At 36.4% G+C, this 24,531-nt stretch carries 21 protein-coding genes and 1 tRNA gene; 8 read left to right on the top strand and 14 right to left on the bottom strand.

What is annotated here, in order from left to right:
* From FW768_RS05770 to FW768_RS05760, 3 genes are all read left to right on the top strand, one after another.
* Positions 1-729: a nitroreductase family protein gene (locus FW768_RS05770; protein ID WP_153393592.1), complete on the top strand. Its 729-nt coding sequence runs from the start codon at positions 1-3 to the stop codon at positions 727-729.
* A 123-nt stretch (positions 730-852) separates the two neighbouring features.
* On the top strand, positions 853-1,536 hold the full coding sequence (locus FW768_RS05765) for a type 1 glutamine amidotransferase domain-containing protein (RefSeq protein WP_153393590.1): 684 nt from the start codon (positions 853-855) through the stop codon (positions 1,534-1,536).
* A gap of 60 nt (positions 1,537-1,596) precedes the next feature.
* Positions 1,597-2,583 (top strand): alpha/beta hydrolase, encoded by a 987-nt coding sequence (locus FW768_RS05760; RefSeq protein ID WP_153393588.1) that lies wholly within the window; start codon positions 1,597-1,599, stop codon positions 2,581-2,583.
* A 607-nt stretch (positions 2,584-3,190) separates the two neighbouring features.
* Here FW768_RS05760 and FW768_RS05755 read toward each other — a convergent pair.
* Positions 3,191-3,264 (bottom strand) — tRNA-Arg (locus FW768_RS05755).
* Positions 3,265-3,324: 60 nt separating this feature from the next.
* On the opposite strand from FW768_RS05755, the gene FW768_RS05750 reads away from it, so the two are divergent.
* From FW768_RS05750 to FW768_RS05740, 3 genes are read left to right on the top strand one after another with little or no spacing between them, the layout of a single operon-like run.
* Positions 3,325-4,371, top strand: coding sequence for an ABC transporter substrate-binding protein (locus FW768_RS05750; protein WP_153393586.1), 1,047 nt, complete (start codon positions 3,325-3,327; stop codon positions 4,369-4,371).
* 45 nt (positions 4,372-4,416) lie between these two features.
* Positions 4,417-5,061: a monofunctional biosynthetic peptidoglycan transglycosylase gene (gene mtgA / locus FW768_RS05745; RefSeq protein ID WP_153393584.1), complete on the top strand. Its 645-nt coding sequence runs from the start codon at positions 4,417-4,419 to the stop codon at positions 5,059-5,061.
* A 13-nt stretch (positions 5,062-5,074) separates the two neighbouring features.
* A complete protein-coding gene (locus FW768_RS05740) occupies positions 5,075-7,108 on the top strand; it encodes a recombinase (protein ID WP_153393582.1) in 2,034 nt (677 codons plus the stop codon).
* A 148-nt stretch (positions 7,109-7,256) separates the two neighbouring features.
* Here FW768_RS05740 and FW768_RS05735 read toward each other — a convergent pair whose 3' ends face one another.
* The 9 genes from FW768_RS05735 to FW768_RS05695 form a co-directional block, all read right to left on the bottom strand.
* On the bottom strand, positions 7,257-8,066 hold the full coding sequence (locus FW768_RS05735; RefSeq protein WP_153393580.1) for a helix-turn-helix domain-containing protein: 810 nt from the start codon (positions 8,064-8,066) through the stop codon (positions 7,257-7,259).
* Between the two features lie 210 nt (positions 8,067-8,276).
* Positions 8,277-8,687, bottom strand: coding sequence for a 5-fold beta-flower protein (locus tag FW768_RS05730; RefSeq protein ID WP_153393578.1), 411 nt, complete (start codon positions 8,685-8,687; stop codon positions 8,277-8,279).
* Between the two features lie 103 nt (positions 8,688-8,790).
* Entirely contained in the window at positions 8,791-9,354 is a 564-nt protein-coding gene (locus FW768_RS05725) for a GAD-like domain-containing protein (protein WP_262885793.1), read from the bottom strand.
* Between the two features lie 331 nt (positions 9,355-9,685).
* Positions 9,686-11,113 (bottom strand): hypothetical protein, encoded by a 1,428-nt coding sequence (locus tag FW768_RS05720; RefSeq protein ID WP_153393574.1) that lies wholly within the window; start codon positions 11,111-11,113, stop codon positions 9,686-9,688.
* Positions 11,114-11,313: 200 nt separating this feature from the next.
* Positions 11,314-11,895, bottom strand: coding sequence for a HEAT repeat domain-containing protein (locus FW768_RS05715; protein WP_153393572.1), 582 nt, complete (start codon positions 11,893-11,895; stop codon positions 11,314-11,316).
* A gap of 129 nt (positions 11,896-12,024) precedes the next feature.
* A complete protein-coding gene (locus FW768_RS05710) occupies positions 12,025-12,951 on the bottom strand; it encodes a hypothetical protein (RefSeq protein WP_153393570.1) in 927 nt (308 codons plus the stop codon).
* 19 nt (positions 12,952-12,970) lie between these two features.
* Complete coding sequence (locus FW768_RS05705) at positions 12,971-13,534, bottom strand: pentapeptide repeat-containing protein (RefSeq protein WP_153393568.1); 564 nt, start codon at positions 13,532-13,534, stop codon at positions 12,971-12,973.
* Between the two features lie 70 nt (positions 13,535-13,604).
* Complete coding sequence (locus FW768_RS05700) at positions 13,605-14,090, bottom strand: pentapeptide repeat-containing protein (protein WP_153393566.1); 486 nt, start codon at positions 14,088-14,090, stop codon at positions 13,605-13,607.
* 40 nt (positions 14,091-14,130) lie between these two features.
* Positions 14,131-14,394 (bottom strand): hypothetical protein, encoded by a 264-nt coding sequence (locus tag FW768_RS05695; RefSeq protein ID WP_153393564.1) that lies wholly within the window; start codon positions 14,392-14,394, stop codon positions 14,131-14,133.
* Between the two features lie 153 nt (positions 14,395-14,547).
* On the opposite strand from FW768_RS05695, the gene FW768_RS05690 reads away from it, so the two are divergent.
* Complete coding sequence (locus tag FW768_RS05690) at positions 14,548-15,357, top strand: hypothetical protein (protein WP_153393562.1); 810 nt, start codon at positions 14,548-14,550, stop codon at positions 15,355-15,357.
* A 442-nt stretch (positions 15,358-15,799) separates the two neighbouring features.
* On the opposite strand, the gene FW768_RS05685 is transcribed toward FW768_RS05690, so the two are convergent.
* From FW768_RS05685 to FW768_RS05670, 4 genes are all read right to left on the bottom strand, one after another.
* The gene (locus FW768_RS05685) at positions 15,800-16,093 is read right to left on the bottom strand and encodes a hypothetical protein (protein WP_153393560.1); all 294 of its coding nucleotides are present in this window, start codon (positions 16,091-16,093) and stop codon (positions 15,800-15,802) included.
* 1 nt (position 16,094) lies between these two features.
* A complete protein-coding gene (locus FW768_RS05680; RefSeq protein ID WP_153393558.1) occupies positions 16,095-16,691 on the bottom strand; it encodes a hypothetical protein in 597 nt (198 codons plus the stop codon).
* Positions 16,692-16,774: 83 nt separating this feature from the next.
* Positions 16,775-17,854 (bottom strand): DNA replication/repair protein RecF, encoded by a 1,080-nt coding sequence (gene recF, locus FW768_RS05675; RefSeq protein ID WP_153393556.1) that lies wholly within the window; start codon positions 17,852-17,854, stop codon positions 16,775-16,777.
* A gap of 3 nt (positions 17,855-17,857) precedes the next feature.
* Complete coding sequence (locus tag FW768_RS05670; protein WP_153393554.1) at positions 17,858-18,613, bottom strand: UbiA prenyltransferase family protein; 756 nt, start codon at positions 18,611-18,613, stop codon at positions 17,858-17,860.
* A gap of 18 nt (positions 18,614-18,631) precedes the next feature.
* On the opposite strand from FW768_RS05670, the gene FW768_RS05665 reads away from it, so the two are divergent.
* A complete protein-coding gene (locus tag FW768_RS05665) occupies positions 18,632-24,529 on the top strand; it encodes an alpha-2-macroglobulin family protein (RefSeq protein WP_153393552.1) in 5,898 nt (1,965 codons plus the stop codon).
* Positions 24,530-24,531 lie beyond the last annotated feature (2 nt).

The following is a 24,531-nucleotide window of genomic DNA, read 5'->3' as shown; positions in this document are numbered from 1 at the left end:
ATGAATTTATCAGAAGTAGTGGACTTTAGACGATCTGTACGTGTCTATGATCGGGAAAAAGCTCTAGAGGATGAAAAAATCAGAGCATGTCTTCAATTGGCAGCTTTAGCCCCAAGTAGTTCCAATATGCAGCTTTGGGAGTTTCATCACATCACAGATACTGATCTGTTATCTAAGGTTTCCAGCGCTTGTCTGGATCAGACTGCCACTTCAACAGCAGCGCAGATCGTGGTTTTTGTCACAAGGCGTGATCTGTTTCGCAAAAGGGCAAAATTTGTACTGAATTTTGAAAAAGGAAACATCAGACGCAATAGTCCTGTTGAGCGGCAGGAAAAACGGATCAAGGACAGAGAATTATATTATGGGAAGATCATGCCCTTATTATATGGACGTTTCTTTGGCTTATTGGGAAGTTTTAGAAAATTATTGACAGGAACTATAGGAGTGTTCAGAACCATTACAAGAGAGGTGTCAGAGAATGATATGCGAGTGGTGGTTCATAAATCCTGTGCGTTGGCAGCTCAAACTTTTATGATCGCCATGGCAAATGAAGGATATGATACCTGTCCATTGGAAGGTTTTGATAGCAAGGTATTAAAAAAAGTATTGGGCCTACCCCGTGGAGCTGAAGTGAATATGGTTGTTTCCTGCGGGATCAGAAAAGGGAATGAAGGTATTTGGGGTGAACGCTGTAGGGTTCCGTTTAACGAAATATATATAAAGAGATAACTAAGGAATGCGGTTCTACATCCATCATTTTTCTAACAGAGATTCGGTTACAATCTTCCATGATTTGGTTACTGATGTCCATTCGTTTATTACTAACTTTAGATGACAAAAAAAGATATAAAAATGAAAAAAATCCTTCTGGTTGTAACGAATACCGGACATTATAAAAGTGGTTTAGAAACCGGTCTATGGTTGAGTGAGCTTACCCATATCTACCACACAGCAAAAGAAAAAGGATGGGTGGTCACCATAGGAAGTCCTAAAGGAGGACATGTTCCCATTGACCCCGAGAGCTTAAAACCTCTTGTATTGGACAAAATTTCAAGATCATATTACGAAAACACTGCTTTTATGAACGACCTCAATCAATCAAAGAATTTGCTGGAAGTTCAAAATAAAGATTTTGATTGTGTATATCTCGCAGGTGGCCATGCGACAATGTATGATTTCCCCGATGATATTATTATACAAAATATAATCAGAAAGCAGTACGAAAGTGGAAAAATGGTTGCTGCCATTTGCCATGGAGTGGGAGGATTGATTAATGTAAAGCTTTCAGACGGAACTTATCTGATTACGGGAAAATCAATGACTGGATTTGATTGGTTCGAGGAGACCATCGCCAGAAGAAAAAGGGAGGTTCCTTTTAATCTTGAAGCTTCAATTGTTGAACGTGGTGCAGATCTGAAAAAAGCATGTATTCCCATGACGTCCAATGTTATAGTGGATGGGAATCTGATTACAGGACAAAACCCCTTCAGCTCAAAAGAAATGGCACAAGTTGTTGCTAAAGAACTTGATAAATAAATATACTTTTAGGCTTGTATAAGCCAAATAAATTTATAATTAATCATTAAAATTTTAATTATGGCATCAAACATTAAAGCGGAAAACGATCCGCAAATCCTTTCGGGGATCAGAGAATTTCTAAATGCATTGAATAACAGTGGGGGGAGTCCCTTGGAAACCTTGACACCCCAGCAGGCAAGACAGGTGTTAGTGGATGCCCAAAAATCTGTAGAGGTTGATTACTCAGGGATCATTGAGACAGAAAGAGAAATTACACAGGATGGTATTACAGTAAATATTCATATTGTTAAACCTGCAAACTCAACTTCGGAAAACCTTCCGGTATTTATGTTTACGCATGGTGGAGGTTGGATATTGGGTGATTATCCTACTCATAGAAGGCTGGTTAGAGATCTTGTTATAAATAGCGGAGCTGCTGCTGTATTTACTGACTATACACCATCTCCGGAAGCTCAATACCCTGTAGCGATCAATCAGATCTATGCTGCCACAAAATGGGTGTCAGAAAATGGCGCTGAAATCGGAGTAGACGGTAAAAATATGGCTGCTGCCGGAAATAGCGTAGGTGGGAATATGACGGCGGTACTTTGTCATATGGCTAAGGATAAAGGTGGCCCAGAGATAAAATTTCAATTATTATTGTGGCCTGTAGCGGACGCTGATTTTACACGTGAATCTTGGCAAAAATATGGTGAAGGAAGATTCCTGACAGCTCCATTGATGAAATGGATGTGGGATAACTATTTACCAGATCTCGAAACAAGAAAAGAGTATTATGCAACACCTTTCAACGCTTCTTTAGAGCAGTTAAAAGGATTGCCACCAGCATTAGTACAATTAGCGGAGAATGACATCCTTTTTGACGAAGGATTAGCATATGCCAGAAAATTAGATGAAGCAGGTGTGCCAACCACGATCCAGACTTATAACGGATTTATCCATGACTATGGATTATTAAACCCGTTGGATCATATAGAAGCAATAAAGTTTTCTTCTGAACAGGGTGCATTAGCACTTAAAAAAGCTTTATTTGGAAAAGCTTAATTAGTCAGCTTTTTTAAATATTATTTTCTAGACTTATATTTCGAAGGCGGATGAGTAATTACATTCGTCTTCTTTATCTTTAAATAGACACAATACATCTCAAAAATCAAGAATAGTTTAACTAAACAAAGATTGGCAAGATTATTTTTTTGAGAAAGTAATTATTGATGAAAATACTTTGAATATGTTTATGTTACTGGGATTTATAAAAAAAAATTTGGAGTAAAATTAGAAAAATCTGGGGCAAGAGTAGGAGAAGCTTTAGGTAATGATGAGAAGATAAATCATTTTCTAAAGGAAATTTCCTTGTTTGCTTTTGAACAACGGTTGAAAACTATTTAGCGAAAAATATGTGGTTTTTTTGTGAATTTTTGGTGTTCGAATCCTGTTAGGTCATCGCAGATAAAATTTTTAAACTTTTATTAATTTAAATATAACTTGCTGGTTTTTAATTACATTTCGCTTTTGTATGGAATCAATTAAGATATTTTTGAAATAGTGTTTTTGTAATGAAAGTCTTAATTTGATCAAAGTTAACTAATTGAATATGAGGTGTGTATAAATAAATATGCGCAAATTGTCTTAAATTTGCGCATATTGTCGTTTGTGACCTCGACAGGATTCAAACCTGTAACCTTCTGAGCCGTAATCAGATGCGCTATTCAGTTGCGCCACGAGGCCTTGTGTTACCTTGTTGTTTAAAGGTTTGCAAATATAGCACTTTTTTCTTTTCTTTGAAAGATGAAACAGAGAATTTTACTTTTATTAACGGTTTTTTCGCTAATTGCCTGTAAGAGAGAAACAAAAATTTCGTCCTCAGACTGGACCAAAATCTCAGAACGCACCCAGTTTAAAGAGAGTGGCGGAACCTTAGAGCTGAAATCGGGAAATTTCACCTATAATTTTAAGGAAAATCAGACCCCGTTCAGGAAAATTATTCTGTTAAATGCGAGTATGGCAGGGTATATTTCAGAGCTTGGAGCAGAAAATCTGATCATCGGAATATCCAGCCCGGAATACATCTATTCTGAGAAAATTCTGAACCTTCTTAAAGACGGAAAGATCCAGAATGTAGGAAATGAGCAGAAATATGATGTGGAAAAAATTATTTCCATGAAACCGGATGCCATTTTTACCAACCATATTGCAAGCTTTGACAATACGTACGAACTGTTGAAGAACAACGGAATTCAGGTGATATTTCTGGATGAGTATATGGAACAGCAGCCTCTTGAAAAAACAGCTTATATTAAACTTTTCGGAGAATTTTTAGGAAAAGAAAAAGAAGCTGAGGCTAAATATAAAGAAATTGAAAAAAATTATAGAGACCTGAAGCAGCTTGCACAGAAAGCAAAAGAAAAACCTGTTGTTCTGGCTAATGAGATGTATGGTGATGTCTGGTATCTTCCAGGCGGAAATACTTCGGTAGCTCATTATATTGCAGATGCCAACGCAAACTATATCATGAAAGAGAATAAAGATGAAAAAGCGTTAACGATGGGGTTTGAAGAAGTCTACGCTAAATGTGGAGGGGTACAGTACTGGGTGAATGCAGGAAGTCACGCTTCTAAAAAGCAAATGCTGAATGCCAATCCTTTCTACGGAAAGCTGGATGTATTCAATAAAGGAAAGATCTATACAATGGCAGGGAAGGAGAAACAGAAAGCCAATGATTTTTTTGAAAGCGGCGTTGTAAGAGCTGATCTGGTTCTCAAAGACTATATTAAAATCTTCCATCCTGAACTTTTACAGGGTTATCAGCTTACCTACATGAAAGAACTGCAATAAAATCCGGACATTTGCTTATTTTTGCATTTCATTTTACGAAAAACTATGTGGAAAAAAATTAAACAGCTGATTTTCATCGTTCTTGTCCTGAATGTAGTTTTTATCATTTGGGGTAGGTTTTTCAATCCGCCTATCACGATTACTCAGATAGGTGGTCTTTTTGAGTACGGGAAACTGCACCGGGATTATATTTCTTATGACGAAATGGGAAATAACGTAAAAAAAGCAGTGATTGCCTCTGAAGACCAGAAGTTCTTTAATCATGACGGGTTTGATTATACTGCTATAGAAAAAGCAATGAAACACAATGAAAAAGGGAAGAAGATCAGAGGAGGAAGCACCATTTCCCAGCAGACTGCAAAAAATGTTTTTCTGTGGCAGGGCAGAAGCTGGCTTAGAAAAGGGCTTGAAGCCATATATACCTTCATCATAGAAAAGGTATGGAGCAAAGATATTATCCTGGAAAGATACCTTAATTCCATTGAAATGGGACAGGGAGTATTTGGGGTAGAAGCGGCCGCTCAATATTATTTTGGAAAATCTTCCAAAGATCTAAGCGCATCAGATGCCGCATGGATTGCCGCAGTATTGCCTAATCCAAAGAAGTATGATCCAAAGAACCCATCTCCTTATTTAAGAAAGAAACACAATTGGATCATGAGACAAATGAGGAATGTGAGTTTGAAATAGTATCTTTGTACTAATGAAATTCTTTAATTCCAGCACAAATTTTGAATCTGTTCTTAAAAAATACTTCTCTTTTAAGAATGAGACCCTTTCTCTGGAACCCTTTGCCGAGTTTTTAGAGAGTATTAAAAGAGCTGATTTTACGGATGTTCTTAATTTTTTAAGAAACAACCCTGTTTTTGCTGAAAACTTTAAACATTATATTCACAATATATTCAGAGGGAGACCTTTTAACCTTTCGCTGACTGAAGCTAATATTCTGTCGGAAAATGCTTTCTTCCCTGAACTTAAAAAAAGAATCCTGAACAAGCTGCTGCCACCTGTTGAAAATGAAAAAACAGTGTGGTATATGATTGATAATGTCAGTTTAAGACCCAAAAAAGACTTAAAATACCTTCACAATCTTCCTGAAAATGAGATTGATGAATTCCTTGTCCTTCTGGGAGCTTCCGATTTTATTGTTAAACCCAACGTAAAAAAAGAGCTGATCTTCTCAATGAATATCCTTTCATGGAGGGTTACAGGAATGGCGATGGAAGTAGAGGTTGTAAGAATGGCCCCGCAATACAGGAATCTGGACAACCCTTTTCTGGCTTTGCAGAACGAACTGGAAACATTGGCGGAAGATCTGAGAAAGGATCCTGAACTTCAGCTGCATTCCAAAGACAGCCGTTATAAGCAGATTAAAATATATTCGGAACAATGTCTGGAATTCGTTAATATTGCTTTCAAAAACTCAGATAAATACGGGATATCAGGAAAAATTAACCAGTCACTGTTGAAGATTCGCCAGCAAACCGAAAGGATTTATGAAATAGTGCAGCTTCTGGTAATCGATAACGAAGAAGATGTAATGATTAAATCAAAACAGCTGGTCTTCAATATCCTGAATTATAAATCCCATAAAAATAATATTGCCGATCTGATCAACGACAGTACCCGTCTGATCTCACACCTTATTACCAACCATACCGCAGAAACAGGCACTCATTATATTACTTCCACAAGGAAAGAGTATATGACGATGTTCTATAAAGCGAGTGGCGGTGGAATTATTGTAGGAGCGCTCTGTGTCCTGAAAATGCTTTACGGCTATATTCCCGGAAGTGATTTCTCCCATGCGTTTTTATATTCCATGAACTATGCAATGGGGTTCATTATGATTTATCTGATGGGCTTTACGCTGGCAACAAAACAGCCTGCCATGACTGCCGCTACCATGACGAAGGTTCTGTCGGAAGAAGGCAACAACAAAAGAAATAATACCGAATTCGCCCACCTTGTATCTAAGCTGTTCAGAAGCCAGTTCATTGCTTTTGTTGGAAACGTACTGCTTTCATTCCCGATTGCTTTGGCCATCATTTATGGTCTTGATGTATTTTTCTCTCAAAACCTTGCTGTTGAACGATCTGATAAATTATTAAAAGACTTAGATCCGTTTAAGTCAAAAGCTATTTTGCACGCATCCATAGCTGGGTTTTATCTGTTTATTTCGGGAATTATTTCCGGAAACATCGGGAACAACTCCGTATTTTACCAGATTCCCGAGAGAATTGCCAAAAACCTTTCCATCAGAAACTTTTTCGGTAAAAAGTTTGCCAAAGGATTGTCTAAATATTATGCTAAAAACTGGCCTGGAATTATTTCCAACTTCTGGTTCGGGGTATTTCTGGGGGCAACAGCACCCATCGGGCTGTTTTTCGGGCTTGATCTTGATATCAGACACATCACTTTTGCCGCCGGAAACTTTGCATTAGGACTTTATGGTAAGGATTTTTCAGTAGATTCCTACACTTTCTGGATCTCTTTTATTACAGTTTTCCTGATTGGGTTTTTCAACTTCCTGGTAAGCTTTTCATTGTCTATGTTCCTGGCTTTCAGATCAAGAAAAATGAACTTCGGACAGGTAAGCGAGATCTATAAAGAAATTTTCAGATATTTTATTAAACATCCGTTTAAATTTTTCATTCCACTTCGCTCCGGATTAGATAAAAAAGCAGATGATCTGATGAACAGTACGGTTTCTAATAAATCTGAAAATCAGCATTAGAGAGGTTTATAGATTTGAAGCCTGGTGATGGAAGAGGGAAGTTATAACGGTCATCAAGAATAAGATTCATTCATTTTTATCTTTTTTAAGGAATTTGATTTTACAGTGGCTCTCAAAACCTATAACAAGAAGTAAATTCCAGCCTTAATTATATAAAAAGCCAGATGTTTTCCTTGCTTGTGTCAACGTTTTTGAAAAATGTACTTGGTTTTATACGGGTTAATTCCTTAAAATCTTTGATGAAGTGAGATTGATCGAAAAAGAGATTTCCGTAAGATAAATCTGTAAGGTTTTTGCTTTTCTTCCGGTTGATCAATGTATTTCTGAAACGATGGATTTTCCGGTATTCAGAAGATGTTTTTCCTATGTTTTTAATAAATAGTTTATTGATGTATTGCCTTGACAGGTTATATTTCTCTGCAATTTCTTCGATTTTCATATCCTTTTCAATGTCCGATAAAATTTGCTCCATTAAGGATAGATCTTTTAGCTGGAATTTTGAAATCCAGTAGTTTTCTAATAACTCAATTTGCTGTTCCCGGTTTGGGTTAGTTAAAATTTGTTTCATTGTATCCTTAAAATCAGGAAAAGGAGTATAGCTGGTAAGGTTTTTTCGTTGAGCAAATATTTTCTCCAAATCACTCACGAAATGATTTAATCCGAGGGGTTTAAAATAGAGGGTAATCTCATTGATTGGCTGTTCGCAAAAAACTTCAATAGGATAATTATACCGGAAAACCAGGTCAGTCCAAACTTTATTTTGGGTAGAAGGGGTCACCATAATCCGGTTTTCTTCAAGAATCGTATCAGAATTGTAAGTGGTGGATAAGATGCAGAAATTGTTAGGAAAAGTAAGATATTGTATAGGATTTGAATCTTGATTGCCAGCCATAAAATAATACCCTTCAATATAATTTTTCAGGATGCTGTTTTTCGGTTTATAAAAATTGACCTTCATTCATGCGTTCGTTTTTTCACCAGACTAACTTACAAAATTCTGGTTAATGTGAAATACATTCAATGGAGAAATATTGCTTTAATCTATAGGTTTGAATCCTGTTGAGATCACAAAAGCGGCAAATATTGAAATATCTGCCGCTTTTATATAACTGAGTCTGAAGGTTAATTGTATTTTTAACAGGATTGACCTATCTTACAGAATTGAACATTAATTCATCTTGAAAAAAAAATATACTACCGCTGCCCATTCTTTTTTAACACCTCTGGCATAGCCAATCGTACTGCGGCTGCTGTTTTCTACGGTTCCATCATCTTTGATGTAACCAATCGTCGAACGGCTGCTGTTTTCTACAGTACCATCTTTTTTAACGTAACCAACCGTTGAACGGCTGCCGTTTTCTATAGTACCGTCGCTTTTGATGTAACCGATGGTGTTGCGGCTTTTGTTTTCAATAGTACCGTCGCTTTTAATATAACCAACCGTTGAACGGCTGCTGTTTTCTATGGTACCGTCACTTTTGATATAGCCCGTTGTACTGCGGCTTCCTGATTCTATAGTCTGCGCACTTACCATAGATATTCCGAATAAAAGACAACAAATGAATACTGTTTTTTTCATGGTTCTAAAATTTTAAAATGGTTGTTATTTTGGTTTTATTTTTAAAAATAGTGATTATTTTTTTCTGCTCATCTGGTAACAGGCTATCATTCCAGCCGTTTTTTTAATGATGAAGCTGTGATAATAATTCAAGATGGGTCTTATAATTGAATAATTCCATATGATCAAGGCGTTCTTTTCCTCCCAGAGGCAAAGCTAAGGAATACCCCCCACACTGATTGTTCGGGATATGCTTAAACCTATCCATTACCGCAAATTCTACTTTGCCGTAACAGTCTTCCGTCCAATAGTTTGACGCTGTTAAATTCCACTCTATTAACACATTGAAGCTTGTAGAGATGATGCTTTTCTCTCCCGTATGAATATTCAAAAAAGCAATATTTCTTCCGAAACTATATTCTTCCCATAAAAACAGGCAACCGGTGGCCGTTCTTGCAAAAACTTCTGCTTTCTCTGAAACTTCAGGAAAATTTCTGGCCAGCCTGTTGTATTCTTTGGGATTTAACAGGGAAAACAATCCATTCTTATAGAGACAAAAACCGTATTTTTTCCAGATTTCTGTGATAACGTCTGTCTCATCTTTAGGATCCATGAAAACACCTCTGTACTCATCAATTAATTCATCATCAGCGTTGGCATAGTTTTCAGATGTCTCCATAAACCCCATAAAAGAGTTGTATATTATTTCAAATTCAGTCACTAAATTTATTATTTAAGATTGATATTCATAAGGGATAATTTCTGATTCAGTCAGGTTTTAGGTTATGAAAGTCATACCTTATACCTGATGATCGGCTTGTATCTTTTATCCTTTCCGGACAATCTGTTATTCAAATTTAATCCAAAGCATAGAATACTTTTAAGCAAATGAACAAACGCAGCTTTATCTGGTGGAAGCGCAGTATTTGAGCCTATTTTCGTTTGAGATGAATGGCTTATATAACGCTAAAACGGAAAAATAAGGGTCTGTTTATGCCGGAACCTGAATCATTTTTACACTATTTACTGTGATAGGTAAGAGGCACTAAGTTCCACGATCCACTATCTTTAAATTCTTTGATAATATGCTGTTTTGCTTCTTCATTGTTATCACTCCTTAGTTGGTCTTTTGAAAGCCATTTCTTGACAACAGGTTTGATGCTTATCAGTAAGATTTCTTCCAGATTTAGCTGCAGTTTTTGAGGAACAGTCTTCGATTCTATACCTAACAACACTCCAAAACTCTCGTCTTCTATAAAATCTTCAGAAACCAAAAAGCTGGACAGATCCTGGTTGGGGTTGTTTTCACTGGTTACCCAGAGCTCAATATTTTCTTCGCTGAATTCTACAAAAGTCACTCTGAGGTTTTCCATCAGACTTTTAAAATCACCATGCCCGATAGCCATCTGAGATACACTGTTGATCAGTGCTACGGCAAAATGCTTATGAATAATTTCATACGGAACCGTACTATGAAATTCCATGTAAAATTCTGCACCAATGCCATTGTGTTCTAAATGTTCATCGTCATCAGAGTATCTGTAAATATCAGAAAGCCCGTCAGTCATTAAAACCGTTGATTCCGGGGTATAAATAACCCTCATTTTACAGGAATTGTGTAAAGTGCTGTCTTCCGGCCATGAATGATCCCCGAGTCCGCCTAGACTTAAATAAATGATGTGTTCATCGGGTTTTCCTAAAGAATTGAAAAAATCATTTCGGAGTTTTTTACATTCTTCTGAAGCTTCTTTACGTTTTTTATATTCCGGATCTGATTCAATCTGAGATACAGTTAAAAGCTGGAGCCCATGTTCTTTAAAAGCCGGATAGGATTGTGCCTGAATTGTGTCATTTTCACAGATAAAATAAAGGGTTTCTATTTTACCGTCTAATTGATGATAAATGGAAAGAATATCTTCTTTATTGGCTGTATCATCATATGAACTTATTTTGTTATCATAATAATAAGTTGAATCTACAAACATTCCGATTTCATTTCCTTCTTTTTTAAAGTGAAGCAGTACTTCTGCTTTATGTAAAACCTGATCATTATCAACAAACAGCATGAGCCGTTTTATCACTTTACTTTTAACGCTTTCCAGCAGCATGGGAATGCTGAATTTTTCCGCCTGAATCAGTTCTCTTTTTTTGAAAGTGAATTTTATTTTTGAATATACAGGGAAAAAGGTAAGCAGTTTTATAAAATTGAAGCGATTAATGCTTTCAATGTGTTCTCTGATTTCCTCTTTGGCGTATTTTCCGAAATTATTAAAGTCATGAAGAACTCCATTTTCATAAAAATAAATGCCGTCTCTGGAACTTCCGTGTTCATCTATGTTGACCTCAGAATGGTAAGTACGGCCTTCAACCAGCAATTCATCCATTTTTTCAGAAAGTTCTGCAAGCATTTCTTTAGCTTCTTCAGAAACCAGATATTCGTTTTTCATGGTATAGTTTTATTTTAATATAGTTTTTATTGTAAGGCCGATAAAATTACACATTACGGGGTTAAAAATTGTATCCTCTTTACGTATTTTTTTAATTCACATCATTTGACCAATATCTTTACTGAAAGCATAGCACGTATGGTCTGAAGCCGGAAACAGAAGAAACGGGTTCTGAAAAAGATGTGGATCTGTTTTTATCTTCAACTCTGGTTGTTTTCTATATCTTCTATCGCTTTTCGGGCAACCGAATTTACATAATCATGATTGTATGATGTGTCTATTTTTTTCCAGAGATCCAGTAAATCCTTATCATTCATTGAATATAAAGAATCTGCTGCAGGGATAAATATATATGGATTTTCATCATTGAGAATTAAAAATATTAATGCTTCCTGAGCTTCTTTACAAGGATAATTCTTTAGTTGTTCAGCAGCCCGCTGTTTAGGGGAGGCAGATACTTTGGGCCGTTTTACTTCCTCAAGCAGAACTTTTAATATAGCATCACTTCTATAATTATCTAAAGCCAATATAGCAAACATTCTTACGGATTCTTCCTCATTTTTTGCGGTGTCTATAATGTAGGGAATTGCTTTTTCATCCTTTATTTCTCCAAGATTAAATACAGCGGTTTCTCTTACTTCTTTTGAATGATGCCTTAAAAAAGGTAAAATAAGTTCTAAAGAATTCTCATATCCTGATTGGGCTAAATCATCCAGGGCTTTTTCTATAACTTCAGAATCATTGCTTTTTAAATTCAATAGGATTTCGTTTAAATCTTGCATAGCTTTATTCTGTTTTTACTGTAGTTACTGTTGTTGAATTAAAAATTAAGAACTGAAATCCGTGCAAAGGATATAATTTTTCCTGATTCATTTTTTATTTTCATGGCTGATATACCGTATCAACTATAGTTAGTCTATTCTCTGGGCGTTGCCTTTCATTATAATTTTATCTCCATTTTTATTAAAATACAGCACCTCTCTTATGATCCAGCACCAAGTGTCTTTATTGTTTTTCCAAAAATATTCATTAAAGATCTGAGATATAAGAAATGGATCCAGAAAGTTCATTTTTTCTTTCATATCCAAGGTGTCATCCAGAATATCTTTATAGGAAGGATATTCCGTGAGGTTTTCAAATAGTTCCAGGGCATAGTTTTCGTTGACCAGCAGGTCATCTGCGATTAATTCATTCAGCAGCTCTGCATATTTAGGTTGCATTCTTTCATTAAAATCATTCAGGTCAATATAGAGTTCAAAAGGATATATTTCTTTACCTCCAATATATTTTCTGTAATAAAACTCATCGTATAATATAGTACGGGGATCCACTTCCTGATCGTTGATAAATAGTTGTAGAGGATTTAATGTTTTATCCACCATAGGAGATTTTTGAGGAGGTATAGGTTCTTCTGTATAATAAAGAGGGCTGAAATAATCCTGGTTGACTAATTTTTCATTCTCCAGGATGTCCCTGATTTCTGCCACCGGGAGGTCTGTTACAATAGTAGGATCACCTTCCAGGGTAAGCAGAGCGGATTCTGACTGATATATTAATATGCCTTTATAGGAGTTATTGATCACAATCCCTTTTTCTCCCGTCTCCGGATTTACACTGATTAAGTGTTTGCCCTCCCAATACAGATATTCATTGTATTCGATATCAAAAAGCAGCTCTACGGTATAAGAATACACCTTCCTTTTATCGTTAATATGAAAACGGGGAAAGCAGTACTGTAATACATGAGGGAGCCCGGCCTGTTTTAATGATTCTTTAAATTTTTTTATATGCAGTTTCTCTGCATTAAGGATCCGTTGTTTAATTTCTTCGAAAGTCATGGTTGGTCTGTTTTAATCCTTATTCATTGAATGCTTTAATGGTAGTTTTCAGCTGATCAATAGTGATAATATTTACATGATCATTAATTTTCACAGGATAGACGGTACTGAATTCCGCATTTTTAAAATCAACGGCTTTAAACTTACTGTCGATGAAAGTTAAGCCATCCAGTTCTGCTGATTCAAAAGTTGTATCTGATACATAACAATCTCCAAAGTGGCTCCACCCCAGTTTTACTTTCCTGAAAGTACAGGACTCTATGACCGTATCATAAAATTCAGCTTTTGTTATTTCATCTTCCGAAAAAACACAGCTTCTGAAGGTGCATCCATGAAACTCACATTTCCTTAAAAAACAATGTTCAAAATTGACGGAAGAGAAAGTACAGTTAAAGAACAAGCTGCCTCCCAGATTCAGACTGCTGAAAGTACCGGATATAAATTTTGTATTACTGAATACCGCCGTATTTAGATCTTCCTCTTTCAGTATGAGATCATTAAATTCTTCATCGGCTATATCCAGCTGCTGCCCTCCGGTACCGTGAAGCCATTGCTGATGCAGTTGTATTTTTATATTCTCCATGTTTATTGATCTGTATATCTGATCCTTTTGTGAGTTTAATGCTCTGATTTATGCTGTTGATAAAAATATTTTACATTTTTTGATCAAATAACCAAACCACATCTTTTTCAATATTATCGCTAATGGAAGAGAAAGAATGGTTAGTAATCTCGAATTGAGTATCATGAATTACATTATCACAAAAAACAATATCCGTAAAATTACATTTCCTGAAAATGCATGATGTAATTTCTGCTCCCATTATTTCAGCACTGACAAAAGAACACGAGGTAAAGGAACATCGTGTAAATGAGGTATTGCTTAAGTTGGACTTTGTAAAATCAACATTCTGAAAGATGCATTCCTGAAATAAGGTCTGCACAAAATATGTGGAATAAAGCGAAGTTCCGTTAAATTCAACATGACTGTATTGGGATTTTACAGAGATCAGATCATCCAGATTCAGGCTTCTGATAACCAGATTATTGAATTCAGTTTCGTTAAAACCTGGTAAATCATCAGCTGTGTAATCACTTTTCTCTCTTATTGCACTATATAAATTAAATCTGTTCTCCACTTTTTATATCTGGGTATTAATTTTAACATCCATAAACAGCCTATTCCTTTTCAGGAGGAAAAGGATAATCTGCTAGTGGTAATAATTCTTCTCCTTTTTGGGCTAAATATTTCTGAAGGCTGCCTAATTCGTAAGAGTAATGAAACACTAAATCACGGCTGGTTTCTTTAAAATCAATCGTTACAAAAGGGGAGCCTTCTATGATTTCATGGGTATGTTCAATGTGGGTATTATTTTCTTTATTGAATCTGTAGGTAAACTGTGTAACTGCTGTTGGAGCGTACATTATTTTTGTCACTTTCATTTTTATTAGTTTTTGGTCTGTTAATTTTTCCATTCGGAAACATTCGGATAAATTTACATTTTTTAGCGGTATTTATTTTGGCCCCATAAAAAATAAAATCTTAAAGAGAGGATATCAGAATATATGAGAAGTAAGAATTACTATTTTTAAAATATGAAATTAGAAGCATATACAGAACCCAAAACCTATTTTATAACCCAAACTGTTTACTGGAAATTAACAAAAAGTGATAGTTACGTTCCCATAATCAATATTACCGGGAAAATTGATTCAATGGAGGAATCAGAATTACTGAAATTTTATCTTAATGAAGAGTTTTACGATGATACTACTTCTTATCGAATAATTAATTTTTCTGACTTACAGAATAATACAAATACTCCTTTCAGATTAAATCCTATCTACAAAGACCGGTTTATTTTTATAAAAGGGAACTTCAGCATTGAGGAAAATAACGTTTTCGATACAGAATTAGAGGCTTTAAACTATTGTTCCGGATTACTGAAAAAAGAATATTATGACGGGAAAATAAGAATATATGATGACCAATACCAGAAACCTAAATTTGTTGAAGCACTGGAACATACTCATTTTATTTCCTTTGAAATTAAGCACGACCAAAAAAATGGATTAGGCTATTTTAAAATAACAGGAGCCTATCCCGGGCCTACCAAAGACCTTGAGGATGATATATTAGAAACAAAAAGGATGTACGCTGCTTTAAAGAAATTTTTAAAATTTTCCGGAGTAAAGCATGTGATCATCGATATTACAGATTTTAAATATCAATACTTAGACAAGTATTTAGAAGATTTTATGCCTGCTTATGAAGATTTTGAGAGCAACCCATTTAAAGTGAGCTATATTATCAATAAGAATACAGATACTACTTATGGTTTTGTAAAAAACTCAGGACTGTTTTTTGATAAGGATGAGGCAATAAGAGCTTTGAAATTGGAATAAAAAGACATCATTGGCAGCTCATCATCATGATAAAGAAAGCTGCAATTCATTCTATCTTATGATCAGCAGGAATTATGTGTTATTTGCAGAATTTATTCAATAGAGGCGGACTTTAGTCCGCCAAAATAATAAAAAACAATCCATTGGCTTTAGCCAAAACCTATATAATGAATCCATGAAATATAGGAGAAAAAATATCCACAAACATCCGTATATTTTGTGTGAAGTTTTAAAAAAAATTCGTGCATTAGTGGCTGGTAAATTGCCACTAATACACGAATTAAACTTAATACTGATATTATAATTTACTTAAGTTTTTATTGGTGTGAAAATAAATCTGCGCAATCTGCAAAATCTGCGAGAATAAAAATAATCGCAAAGATCAGTGCCAATCTGTGTATTCTGTGGGAAACGATAAAAATATCCGCCAGGCAAAAGAGTTCTATAAAATCTTAAGATCATTAAACTTTTCCTCTCCAAACTTATCCTGGAACTTTTTCAGATAAAAACTCTTCCTCATCTGAAAATCATGCTTAAGCAGGGGAGATTCTATTTTAATCACCACACATTTTTCTTCAATATTTACGCTTCGGATTTCGCTGAAAAGACTTTTATCAAGATAATCTTCCAGAAAATCTTTGATTTCAAAGGCAACAAGCTTATCTTCAAAACCATAAATTCTTGCAAAAGACTTCACAAGTTCTGACGATTGATATTCACGTTTTTTCTTCTTCATACTATTTTCTCCCTATAAATTGAGTGGTTAAACCTTTGCTTTTAAAAAACTTTTCCAGGTCCGGATAAAGATATTCACAGGTTTCGATGGGTTCCAGCATCTTTTTCGGTGAAGATTCTATTCCTGAACATTCAAAACAAACTTCGAAATGAGCAAAAATCTCATCATTCTTATCATAAAACAGGATGGCATTTCTTGGAAAAAAGCATCCGCTTGTAGAAACAACACTTATATAATATTTATTGCAGGTATTGTAGATCACATCCGTGAGCTCGGAAATTTCAGAATGTGTTAACGTTTTAGATTCCTGAATTCCTTCAATATTAGAATGTTTAACCGCTTCCCTCAATTCAAACTTTACATTTTTTCTGATACTGTCATAATATCTGGTGAGATTGATAGAGTCTTCCCTTGTTTTTGGTGGTGGAGGCGGTGGCGTATAAGAGCCTGCACTCGTTCTTTTTAAATTCAGATTATAAGAAATGATCTTTACCTTGGTCGCTTTATTAAACGGAAATCTGGCCATTCTCTTCTGGAGGGGAATGGGTTTGAAATCCTTTCTGAGATCACCGTCCCGATAAGAATTGTATTCTGACAATAAATCTACAGTTTTTTTCTTTTTCTTCTGGCCGTAAGAAAATAAAAAAATCACTGAAAATAACAGAGCGAGGATTTTTGATGTCATATCTCAAAAATAATACTTTCTTCATTAATTTTCTTCACCACACTTTCTGTTCTTTCCCTGTGGGTATCCGTAATGAAAATCTGTCCGAAACTTTCTTTGTTAACCAGTTCAATCAACTGGGAAACCCTTGTATCATCAAGCTTATCAAAAATATCGTCGAGTAAAAGAATAGGAGTCTTCTTGGTCAGTTCTTTTACCAGATTCATCTGAGCTAATTTAAGGGAAATAAGGAAAGACTTCTGTTGTCCCTGCGATCCGATTTTCTTAATTAAAACATGGTCCATTTCAAAAAGAAGATCATCTTTGTGAACACCTTTTGAGGTATAAGTAAGCATTCTGTCTTTTTCAAGACTTTCCTTTAAAAGTTCTTCAAAAGAGTTTTCAAGAAGATGGGATTCATAAATAACCGATACCGTTTCCTTTCCTCCCGAAATAATCTGATAAAAGTTTTGAACAATAGGATTCAGTTGTTCTACAAACTCTTTTCTTTTATTAAAAATTTTAGTTCCGTATCGGGTAATTGGATCATCATAAATTTCCAGTGAGTCTTTATCCCAGGTTCTGTTTTTCGCAAAATATTTAAGCAGGGCATTTCTCTGCTGTATAGTTTTCTGATACTGGATCAGATCAAAAAGATAGCCTGAATCCGTCTGGGAAATCATAGAATCCAGAAACTTCCGGCGGCTTTCTCCGGAATCCGAGATCAGGTTGGAGTCATAGGGAGAAATCATCACACTGGGCAAATATCCGATATGATCGGCGAGTCTGTCGTAGCTTTTATCATTTTTTTTGATGATCTTCTTAGCTTCTTTGGGTTGGGAGATCTTGATGGTGTCTTCACTGTCTTCATTCAGGACCTCGGCATCGATGGTGAAAAAGTCTTCCTCCCGTTTGATATTGTTAAAATCCGTATTGCCTAAAAAGCTTTTCCCTACAGACAGATAATGCAGGGCATCCAGAATGTTGGTCTTTCCGGCACCATTGTTCCCTACAAAACAGTTGATCTGTGGCGAGAACTCGAATTTCTTCTCCGAATGGTTTTTGAAATTGTAAAGAGAAAGCTTCTTGATAATCATTCGTCAAAAATACTCCATTATTAGTAAAAATAAAAAAGGAAGTGCTGAACAGGTTTCCACTCCGAAGGAAAAATAAGTGTCATCACGTTTATTTTCAGCGAAATAAATGAAAATATAAGTTATGATACCCGAAAGGAAAAATGCTCCAGCATATAATGGTTTAAGATAAAAAGTGGAGATCAGGCAGCTAACAAATACAAGAATATACGCAATATACTTCGTATTCTGAATCCCAATCATTTTAGGGAACGTCTGTATCGTATCGCTGTCCATATCCCGGATGTCAAAAGGAAGGACTAATGCTGTTATAAAAAAGAAACTGACCAGGAAAATGGGCAGACTGAATTCAGGAAGCGTAAGCCAGCAGTTCACCAATGCCCAGACCAATCCAACGTAAAAAACCTTCAGAAGCGGGATTTTCCGGATATATACATCAAGGAAAAAGCTATTGTAAAGCAGTCCCAGAACAACAATGATGAACCATTTCAGAAGCCTTATTTCATTATGATTATGAATGATCAGAAAAGCGCAGATAACCCCGGCTATGGCATTTAAGGCCACAATCTTAAGGAAATGTTGGGTGTATTGATATTTGGTATAAAGATAACCACTGAAATAAGTGATAAAGATCAGTAATACAGACGGGAAACGGAATGTGTTTTGCTCCTTCATAAAAAATACTGCAAAAAGAGTTCCCATTAAAGAGACATAGAGCTGGCTGTCTATAATGTATTTTTTCAGTACTTTTAAAACATTCATTTATCAAAATTAATACCTATGAAAATCATCTCCAAATGTGTTCTTCTCTTTTTTGCTTTTTCGTGCATATTTTTCCATGCACAGAAGTTTTATGAAGAGCAGTGGAAGAAAATTGCAGAAAGCTACAAAGACGGAACTTTCAAATCCAATCTGCCCCTTATTCTTGAGATTCAGAACAAAGCTGTAGAAGAGAATAATACGACGGAAATAATCAAGTCTCTGAAGGCAGAATTTGCAGTATATAAAGCCACTCAGGACGATCCGAAGAACGATTATGCTTCCGTTTTCTTTTCCAAGATCAGTAATATGGAAAAAAGATTGAAAAATGAAGATCTGCTTTTTTTTAAAGTATTGGAGATAGAATTCTTTGAAAATTATTATAACCTTAAAAAATGGGAGATTCTGAGCCGGACGAATGTCGCTAAAGGAGATATTTCAGAAATAGAATCCTGGACGAAGCTTGATTTCAAAAACTTTTACCTGAAAAGATTGTCAGAACTCACCGCAGTTGATGATAAACTCCGGAAAATAAATATTGAGAAATACAAAGACGCCTTTGAAAATGAACGCGATTTTCAGTTCTTTCCCTCTCTTTACGACTGGAAGGTTAAAAAAAATATTGATTTCCTGAACAACAGTGATATATTCACCAAAGATGAATTAAAAGAGAATCAGGCTGTTGTTCTTGCTTTATATCAGAATGTGATTGATTTTAATACCGCTAATTCTAAACTATATTTCCAGCACCAGAAACTGATCTATGAAAACAGTATCAAAGAAGATGAAAATTTCCTGGATAAGCAGTTAGCATTAGTCAATTCCCCTGTAAAAGGAGATTACAAGATTTTAATTGTAAAAAATATAGTGGGAGAATACACCGGCAAATCAAAGTATATTCAGGCTGTAGAGCTGATTGATAAAATAAAGAAAGAATATCCCGGTTCAAAATTTCTGAGCAATATTATCTACCAGGAAAACCAGATAAAAGCAGGCTCTCTTACACTTTCTCTTGAAGTTCATAACGAACCCGGAAAGCCTATCCAGATCGTTGCCAATCATAAAAATACAGACCGCTTTACCCTTAAAATATATCAGGTTAATAACGTTAAAAAGCAATTAGAGTATCTGGCCTATTTAGGATATCAGGTAGATCCCCAGGAAGAGGAGTATAAAAAAATAGATAAAACCCTTTTCAGGACAGATTCTTTCAGCCTTCCCAATAAGAAAGATTATCTTAAATACAGCACGGCTCTTGAAATGAAAGAGCTTCCTAAGGGAGTATATATCGGGGAGTATATTAACGGAGAAGAGGTGTCAAAATTTATGTTTATTATCACCTCTTCCATGATAATTTATGATGAAAATAAAGATTATGTTCTGGTTGACCGTGAAAACGGAAAACTGAAACCCAATACCCGGCTTTTTAAATTTAACTTCAGAGACTATTCCGGAATAGACGAAACCCAGCTGATGATTGATACAGATAATATGGCTAGATTTCCTTCCGAAAAAATAGTGGAATATAATGTTCCGCGTCGTCTGATGTATGATCCGGCAGGAAATGATTACAACATCGTAGAAGGTACCTATTTTTCCCGTTCATATGAGGCATATTACCCACATACGCAACTTTTCCTGGACCGGCAGATCTTCAGACCGGGACAGACGGTTTATTTTAAGGCTATTTCCACCTACCCGGATGCTGAAAAAAGATCAGACAGGCTTACCGTCAGTAAAAATCAGAAAGTGACCCTGTATGACGCCAACGGGCAGATCGTGAGCAGCCAGGATTTTACGACCAATGCATTCGGATCGTATAGCGGAAGTTTTGTTTTACCAAAAGACAGATTGAACGGACAGTTCAGGCTTGAAGCCTCTGGTTATGCTGAAGGAGGTCATATAAGTGACTCTAAATATTTTTCTGTAGAAGAATATAAGCGCCCTAAATTTGAGATCATTTTTGATACCATCAAAAAAGATTATAAATACGGCGAAACCATTGAACTGAGAGGAAAAGCTGTTACATTCTCCGGAATTCCATTGAGCAGTACCAACGTTAATTATGAAATTAAAAGAGAGAATATCCGCCAGAGATATTTCTGGTGGTACCCATACGAGAGCTACAGCAATGAAAATTCAATCCTGGGAAAAGCAGAAACGGACGAGAAAGGAGAGTTTGTCATTAAAATCAATCTTAAAAAAGATGAAAACACAGAAGGAATACAGGTTCATAACTATAAAATAAAAACGTCTGTAACGGATATCAATGGTGAAACCCAATCGGCAGAAACCAATGTGAAAGTAGCCTCAGTTTCCCATTATTTAAAAACCGATGAAATAAAAGAAGCTTTTGCTGAAGATGAACTGAAAATTAAAGTCAAAGCCTACAACTATAATGATGTTTCCCTGAATAAGAATTACAGGGTAAAACTGGTCCAGCTGAAGCAGCCGGAACGCGTTCTGAGAAGTAATTTTGAAAATCTGATTCAAACCCTTCCGGGAATGTCCAGAAAAGAGTTTCTGAAAAAATTTCCGCATGACCGCTTTGATCATTCTGAGAACCGTAAAAATTGGGAAACCCTGAAAACCATTATAGACGGAACAAAAGATGATAAAGAATTGAATCTTGGAAAACTGGAACCAGGAGATTACAGACTTCTGGTATATAATATTGAGGGCAAAGACACTATAAAAGCTGAACAGGATTTTGAGATATGGAGCCGAAAGAAATTGGGGAAAAATCAATATCCGTTTTTGAAGGTCATGGGCCCGAAAGATAAGGTGGAAAGAGGCTCCCAGGCCGTTGTTTATGCTTATTCAGCGATTCCTAATGCATCTGTAAATATCTATTTTCAGGACGGACAGGGGAAAAGGACCATCGAAAGAAAGAAATTTACCAACGGAATATTAACGTATAGCTTCCCGGTATCCAGAGAGAAAAAGATCACACAATATAATGTACAGTTTGCTCTGGCTTATTATAATGATGTACAGAATCAATATGCTCAGGTTAGAATTAAAGAGGAAGAAGATCCTTTGAAAATTGAACTGATGACTTTCAGGGATAAAGTAGAACCAGGTACGAAAGAAAAATGGAGTGTTAAGATCTCGGGGAAAAATAACGAAAAAGTGATTGCCGAAGTGTTGGCCAATATGTATGATAAATCTTTGGATAAATTTGCTCCCAATACCTATAACTTTATAAAATATTACAGACCTGTAAATGTTATGCAGGATTACAATATCAGAAACCTGATGCAGACTCTTGACTGGTATCAAAAAGTCAATTATCTGGAAACAAAAGGAGTTTATATTCCAAAGTTTAACTGGTTTGAAGAAGGTCTGTTTCACAGGCTGCTGATAAAATATGGACTGATTACCGATACAGACGGTGATGGAATTGATGATATGAATGATGCCTGTCCTACTGTTCCGGGGCTCTCTTCGTACAATGGCTGTCCGGAACCCAGCCGGAAGGCAATGGAGGTGGTAAGTCGTTCTGACAATGAAAAAGGACGCTTTGACAGTGATAATGAAAGGCGTTTGTCTGATAAAAAAGATGCAGCACCGAAAGAAAAGAAGAAAGAAGATCTGGACGATGTGAAAGCCCGTCAGAATCTTAACGAAACCGCGTTTTTCTATCCAAACCTGAAAACGGATGCCAATGGAAATGTAAGCTTTGAATTTACAACACCGGAAGCCCTGACCAAATGGAAACTGATGTTCCTTGCCCACACCATAGACCTGAGAACGGCTATTCTGGAAAAAGACATCATCACCCAGAAAAAACTGTCCGTAAATCCAAATTATCCGCGATTTTTGAGAGAAGGGGATGAACTGAACTTCCAGACCAAAATTTCCAACCTCACAGACAAAAACATGTCTGGGGCAGCTTCCCTGCAGATCCTCAACGCAGAAACCAATGAAGATATTTCAAAGCTGTTCGGAATTGATTCAGCGGTACAGAATTTTGAAGTAAAAGATACCGGAAATTCCGTGGTCAGCTGGAAAATTAAAACACCATTCAATAAAGCAACATCAATCATCATCAAAGTAGTGGCAAAAGCAGGAGAGTATTCCGATGGGGAACAGATCCCGGTTGCCGTACTATCCAACAGAATGATGCTTACCGATGCCGTTCCTATCTTTGTGAAAGAAGGGCAGACCAAAACCTTTACCCTCCAAAATCTTAAAAACAATACTTCTGCGACGGTTGAAAACATCAGCAACACCCTTGAACTAAAAACAAATCCGGTTTGGGAGATTCTTTTTGCTCTTCCGGATCTGAGCCAGAACCTCAATATCACGTCTGATGCCATATTCAATACCTGGTTTGCAGACATCGTGGGAACCGAGATTTTCAAAGCCAATCCAAGGATGAAAGCCGTTTTTGATGAATACAAAAGCGCCGACCTCCTGAAAAGCAATCTTGAAAAAAATCAGGAGCTTAAACAAGTGCTGCTGGAAGAAACTCCCTGGGTGCTGAATGCCCAGTCTGAAACAGAAACCATGAACAGGATTTCAAGGCTTTTTGAAGTCAATGCCATGAAAGCATCCATCAACAGCGACTGGAAACTTCTTTTACAATATCAGAACGGAGACGGAGGATTCCCATGGCTGCCGGGGTACCCGAGCTCATATGTTTCCTCGTTATACATCCTCAGAAATCTTGGGAAAATGAATGAATGGCTGAAAGGAGGAATAAACCAGTATCAGTCAGGACAGGCGAATATGGTTTCTTCCCTGATCCATTATATCGACAGGGAACTGGTAACCCACTGGAAGGAAAATGAAAATACCCCGTGGAGCAACTTTGCCCTGGATTATCTGGATGCAAGACGCTATTGGGAAAAAGAATATCCGCTGCAGGGAACAGGGGCAAGTCTGAAACAGAATATTATCACCCGTGCAGACCAATTTAAAATTACAGACTTTACTTTTTTCGGTCTTCACAGGGCAGCGCTTATTTATGACAGCTACGGATTGAAAAATACCTCTAAAAAGCTGATTAAATACCTCAAAGAAACCTCTGTTTCTTCAGAGACACAGGGCGCTTACTGGAAACAGAACCTCAATGACTGGGGCTGGTATGAATCCAAGGCGGTAAATCATGCTGGCGCCATAGAAGCGATTAGCAAAGTAACACCCGAGGATATTAATTTTATTGAAGAATCAAAAGTCTGGCTGGCCACACAGAAAGAAACCAATTCATGGGGAAATTCCAGAACAACCGCTGAAATTATTTATACCCTCATGAATTCAGGAAAATCTTGGACCACCCCGGAAGCGGATAAGGCTACCGTAACCTGGGGAGGAAAAGAAGTAGCTCCACAAACCAAAACAACAGGCTATCTGAAGCAGACCATTCATTCTGATAAGGTCGATAAAAAGCTGGCTGAGGTAACCGTAACAAAACCCGGCCCGGGAATTGCACAAGGTGGATTGTTCTGGCAGTATTACGAAAACCTGGAAAATGTAAAATCCACAGAAACCTATCTTTCCATGACAAGAGAGTATTATAAAAAAATAAAAACCACAAACGGAGAAGAGCTGATCAAAATCACAGACAGCAGTCCGCTTACCGTAGGAGACCGTATTACCGTAAGGATGATCCTTAACACAGATCGTCCAATGCAGTATATCCACCTGAAAGATATGAGAGCAGCAGGACTGGAACCTGTAGATGTACTTTCCGGTTATCAGTATAAAAATAATCTGGGGTATTATCAGGCCACCAAAGATGCTTCCACCAACTTCTATATTTACTACATGCCGAAAGGGAAATATGTATTTGAATATGATTTGGTGTGCAACGCTTCAGGAAACTTCTCCAGTGGTTTTGCCACCCTGCAGAATTATTATGCACCTCAGATGAATGCCAGAACCAAAGGAGATAAAATAGAAATTAGAAAATAACA

The organism is Chryseobacterium vaccae (assembly GCF_009602705.1).
In the GTDB taxonomy this organism is placed as follows: Bacteria; Bacteroidota; Bacteroidia; order Flavobacteriales; family Weeksellaceae; genus Chryseobacterium; species Chryseobacterium vaccae.
This window is presented reverse-complemented; position numbering and strand designations above follow the sequence as displayed.

What these genes read in the sequence shown, in the direction of transcription:
- FW768_RS05710 (WP_153393570.1), bottom strand. Translation starts at nt 12,951, where the DNA reads ATGACTTTCGAAGAAATTAAACAACGGATCCTTAATGCAGAGAAACTG.
- FW768_RS05690 (WP_153393562.1), top strand. Translation starts at nt 14,548, where the DNA reads ATGAAATTAGAAGCATATACAGAACCCAAAACCTATTTTATAACCCAA.
- FW768_RS05695 (WP_153393564.1), bottom strand. Translation starts at nt 14,394, where the DNA reads ATGAAAGTGACAAAAATAATGTACGCTCCAACAGCAGTTACACAGTTT.
- FW768_RS05740 (WP_153393582.1), top strand. Translation starts at nt 5,075, where the DNA reads ATGAAATTCTTTAATTCCAGCACAAATTTTGAATCTGTTCTTAAAAAA.
- FW768_RS05760 (WP_153393588.1), top strand. Translation starts at nt 1,597, where the DNA reads ATGGCATCAAACATTAAAGCGGAAAACGATCCGCAAATCCTTTCGGGG.
- FW768_RS05725 (WP_262885793.1), bottom strand. Translation starts at nt 9,354, where the DNA reads ATGGGGTTTATGGAGACATCTGAAAACTATGCCAACGCTGATGATGAA.
- FW768_RS05735 (WP_153393580.1), bottom strand. Translation starts at nt 8,066, where the DNA reads ATGAAGGTCAATTTTTATAAACCGAAAAACAGCATCCTGAAAAATTAT.
- FW768_RS05715 (WP_153393572.1), bottom strand. Translation starts at nt 11,895, where the DNA reads ATGCAAGATTTAAACGAAATCCTATTGAATTTAAAAAGCAATGATTCT.
- FW768_RS05685 (WP_153393560.1), bottom strand. Translation starts at nt 16,093, where the DNA reads ATGAAGAAGAAAAAACGTGAATATCAATCGTCAGAACTTGTGAAGTCT.
- FW768_RS05750 (WP_153393586.1), top strand. Translation starts at nt 3,325, where the DNA reads ATGAAACAGAGAATTTTACTTTTATTAACGGTTTTTTCGCTAATTGCC.
- FW768_RS05705 (WP_153393568.1), bottom strand. Translation starts at nt 13,534, where the DNA reads ATGGAGAATATAAAAATACAACTGCATCAGCAATGGCTTCACGGTACC.
- FW768_RS05770 (WP_153393592.1), top strand. Translation starts at nt 1, where the DNA reads ATGAATTTATCAGAAGTAGTGGACTTTAGACGATCTGTACGTGTCTAT.
- FW768_RS05670 (WP_153393554.1), bottom strand. Translation starts at nt 18,613, where the DNA reads ATGAATGTTTTAAAAGTACTGAAAAAATACATTATAGACAGCCAGCTC.
- FW768_RS05765 (WP_153393590.1), top strand. Translation starts at nt 853, where the DNA reads ATGAAAAAAATCCTTCTGGTTGTAACGAATACCGGACATTATAAAAGT.
- FW768_RS05720 (WP_153393574.1), bottom strand. Translation starts at nt 11,113, where the DNA reads ATGAAAAACGAATATCTGGTTTCTGAAGAAGCTAAAGAAATGCTTGCA.
- FW768_RS05665 (WP_153393552.1), top strand. Translation starts at nt 18,632, where the DNA reads ATGAAAATCATCTCCAAATGTGTTCTTCTCTTTTTTGCTTTTTCGTGC.
- recF (WP_153393556.1), bottom strand. Translation starts at nt 17,854, where the DNA reads ATGATTATCAAGAAGCTTTCTCTTTACAATTTCAAAAACCATTCGGAG.
- FW768_RS05730 (WP_153393578.1), bottom strand. Translation starts at nt 8,687, where the DNA reads ATGAAAAAAACAGTATTCATTTGTTGTCTTTTATTCGGAATATCTATG.
- mtgA (WP_153393584.1), top strand. Translation starts at nt 4,417, where the DNA reads ATGTGGAAAAAAATTAAACAGCTGATTTTCATCGTTCTTGTCCTGAAT.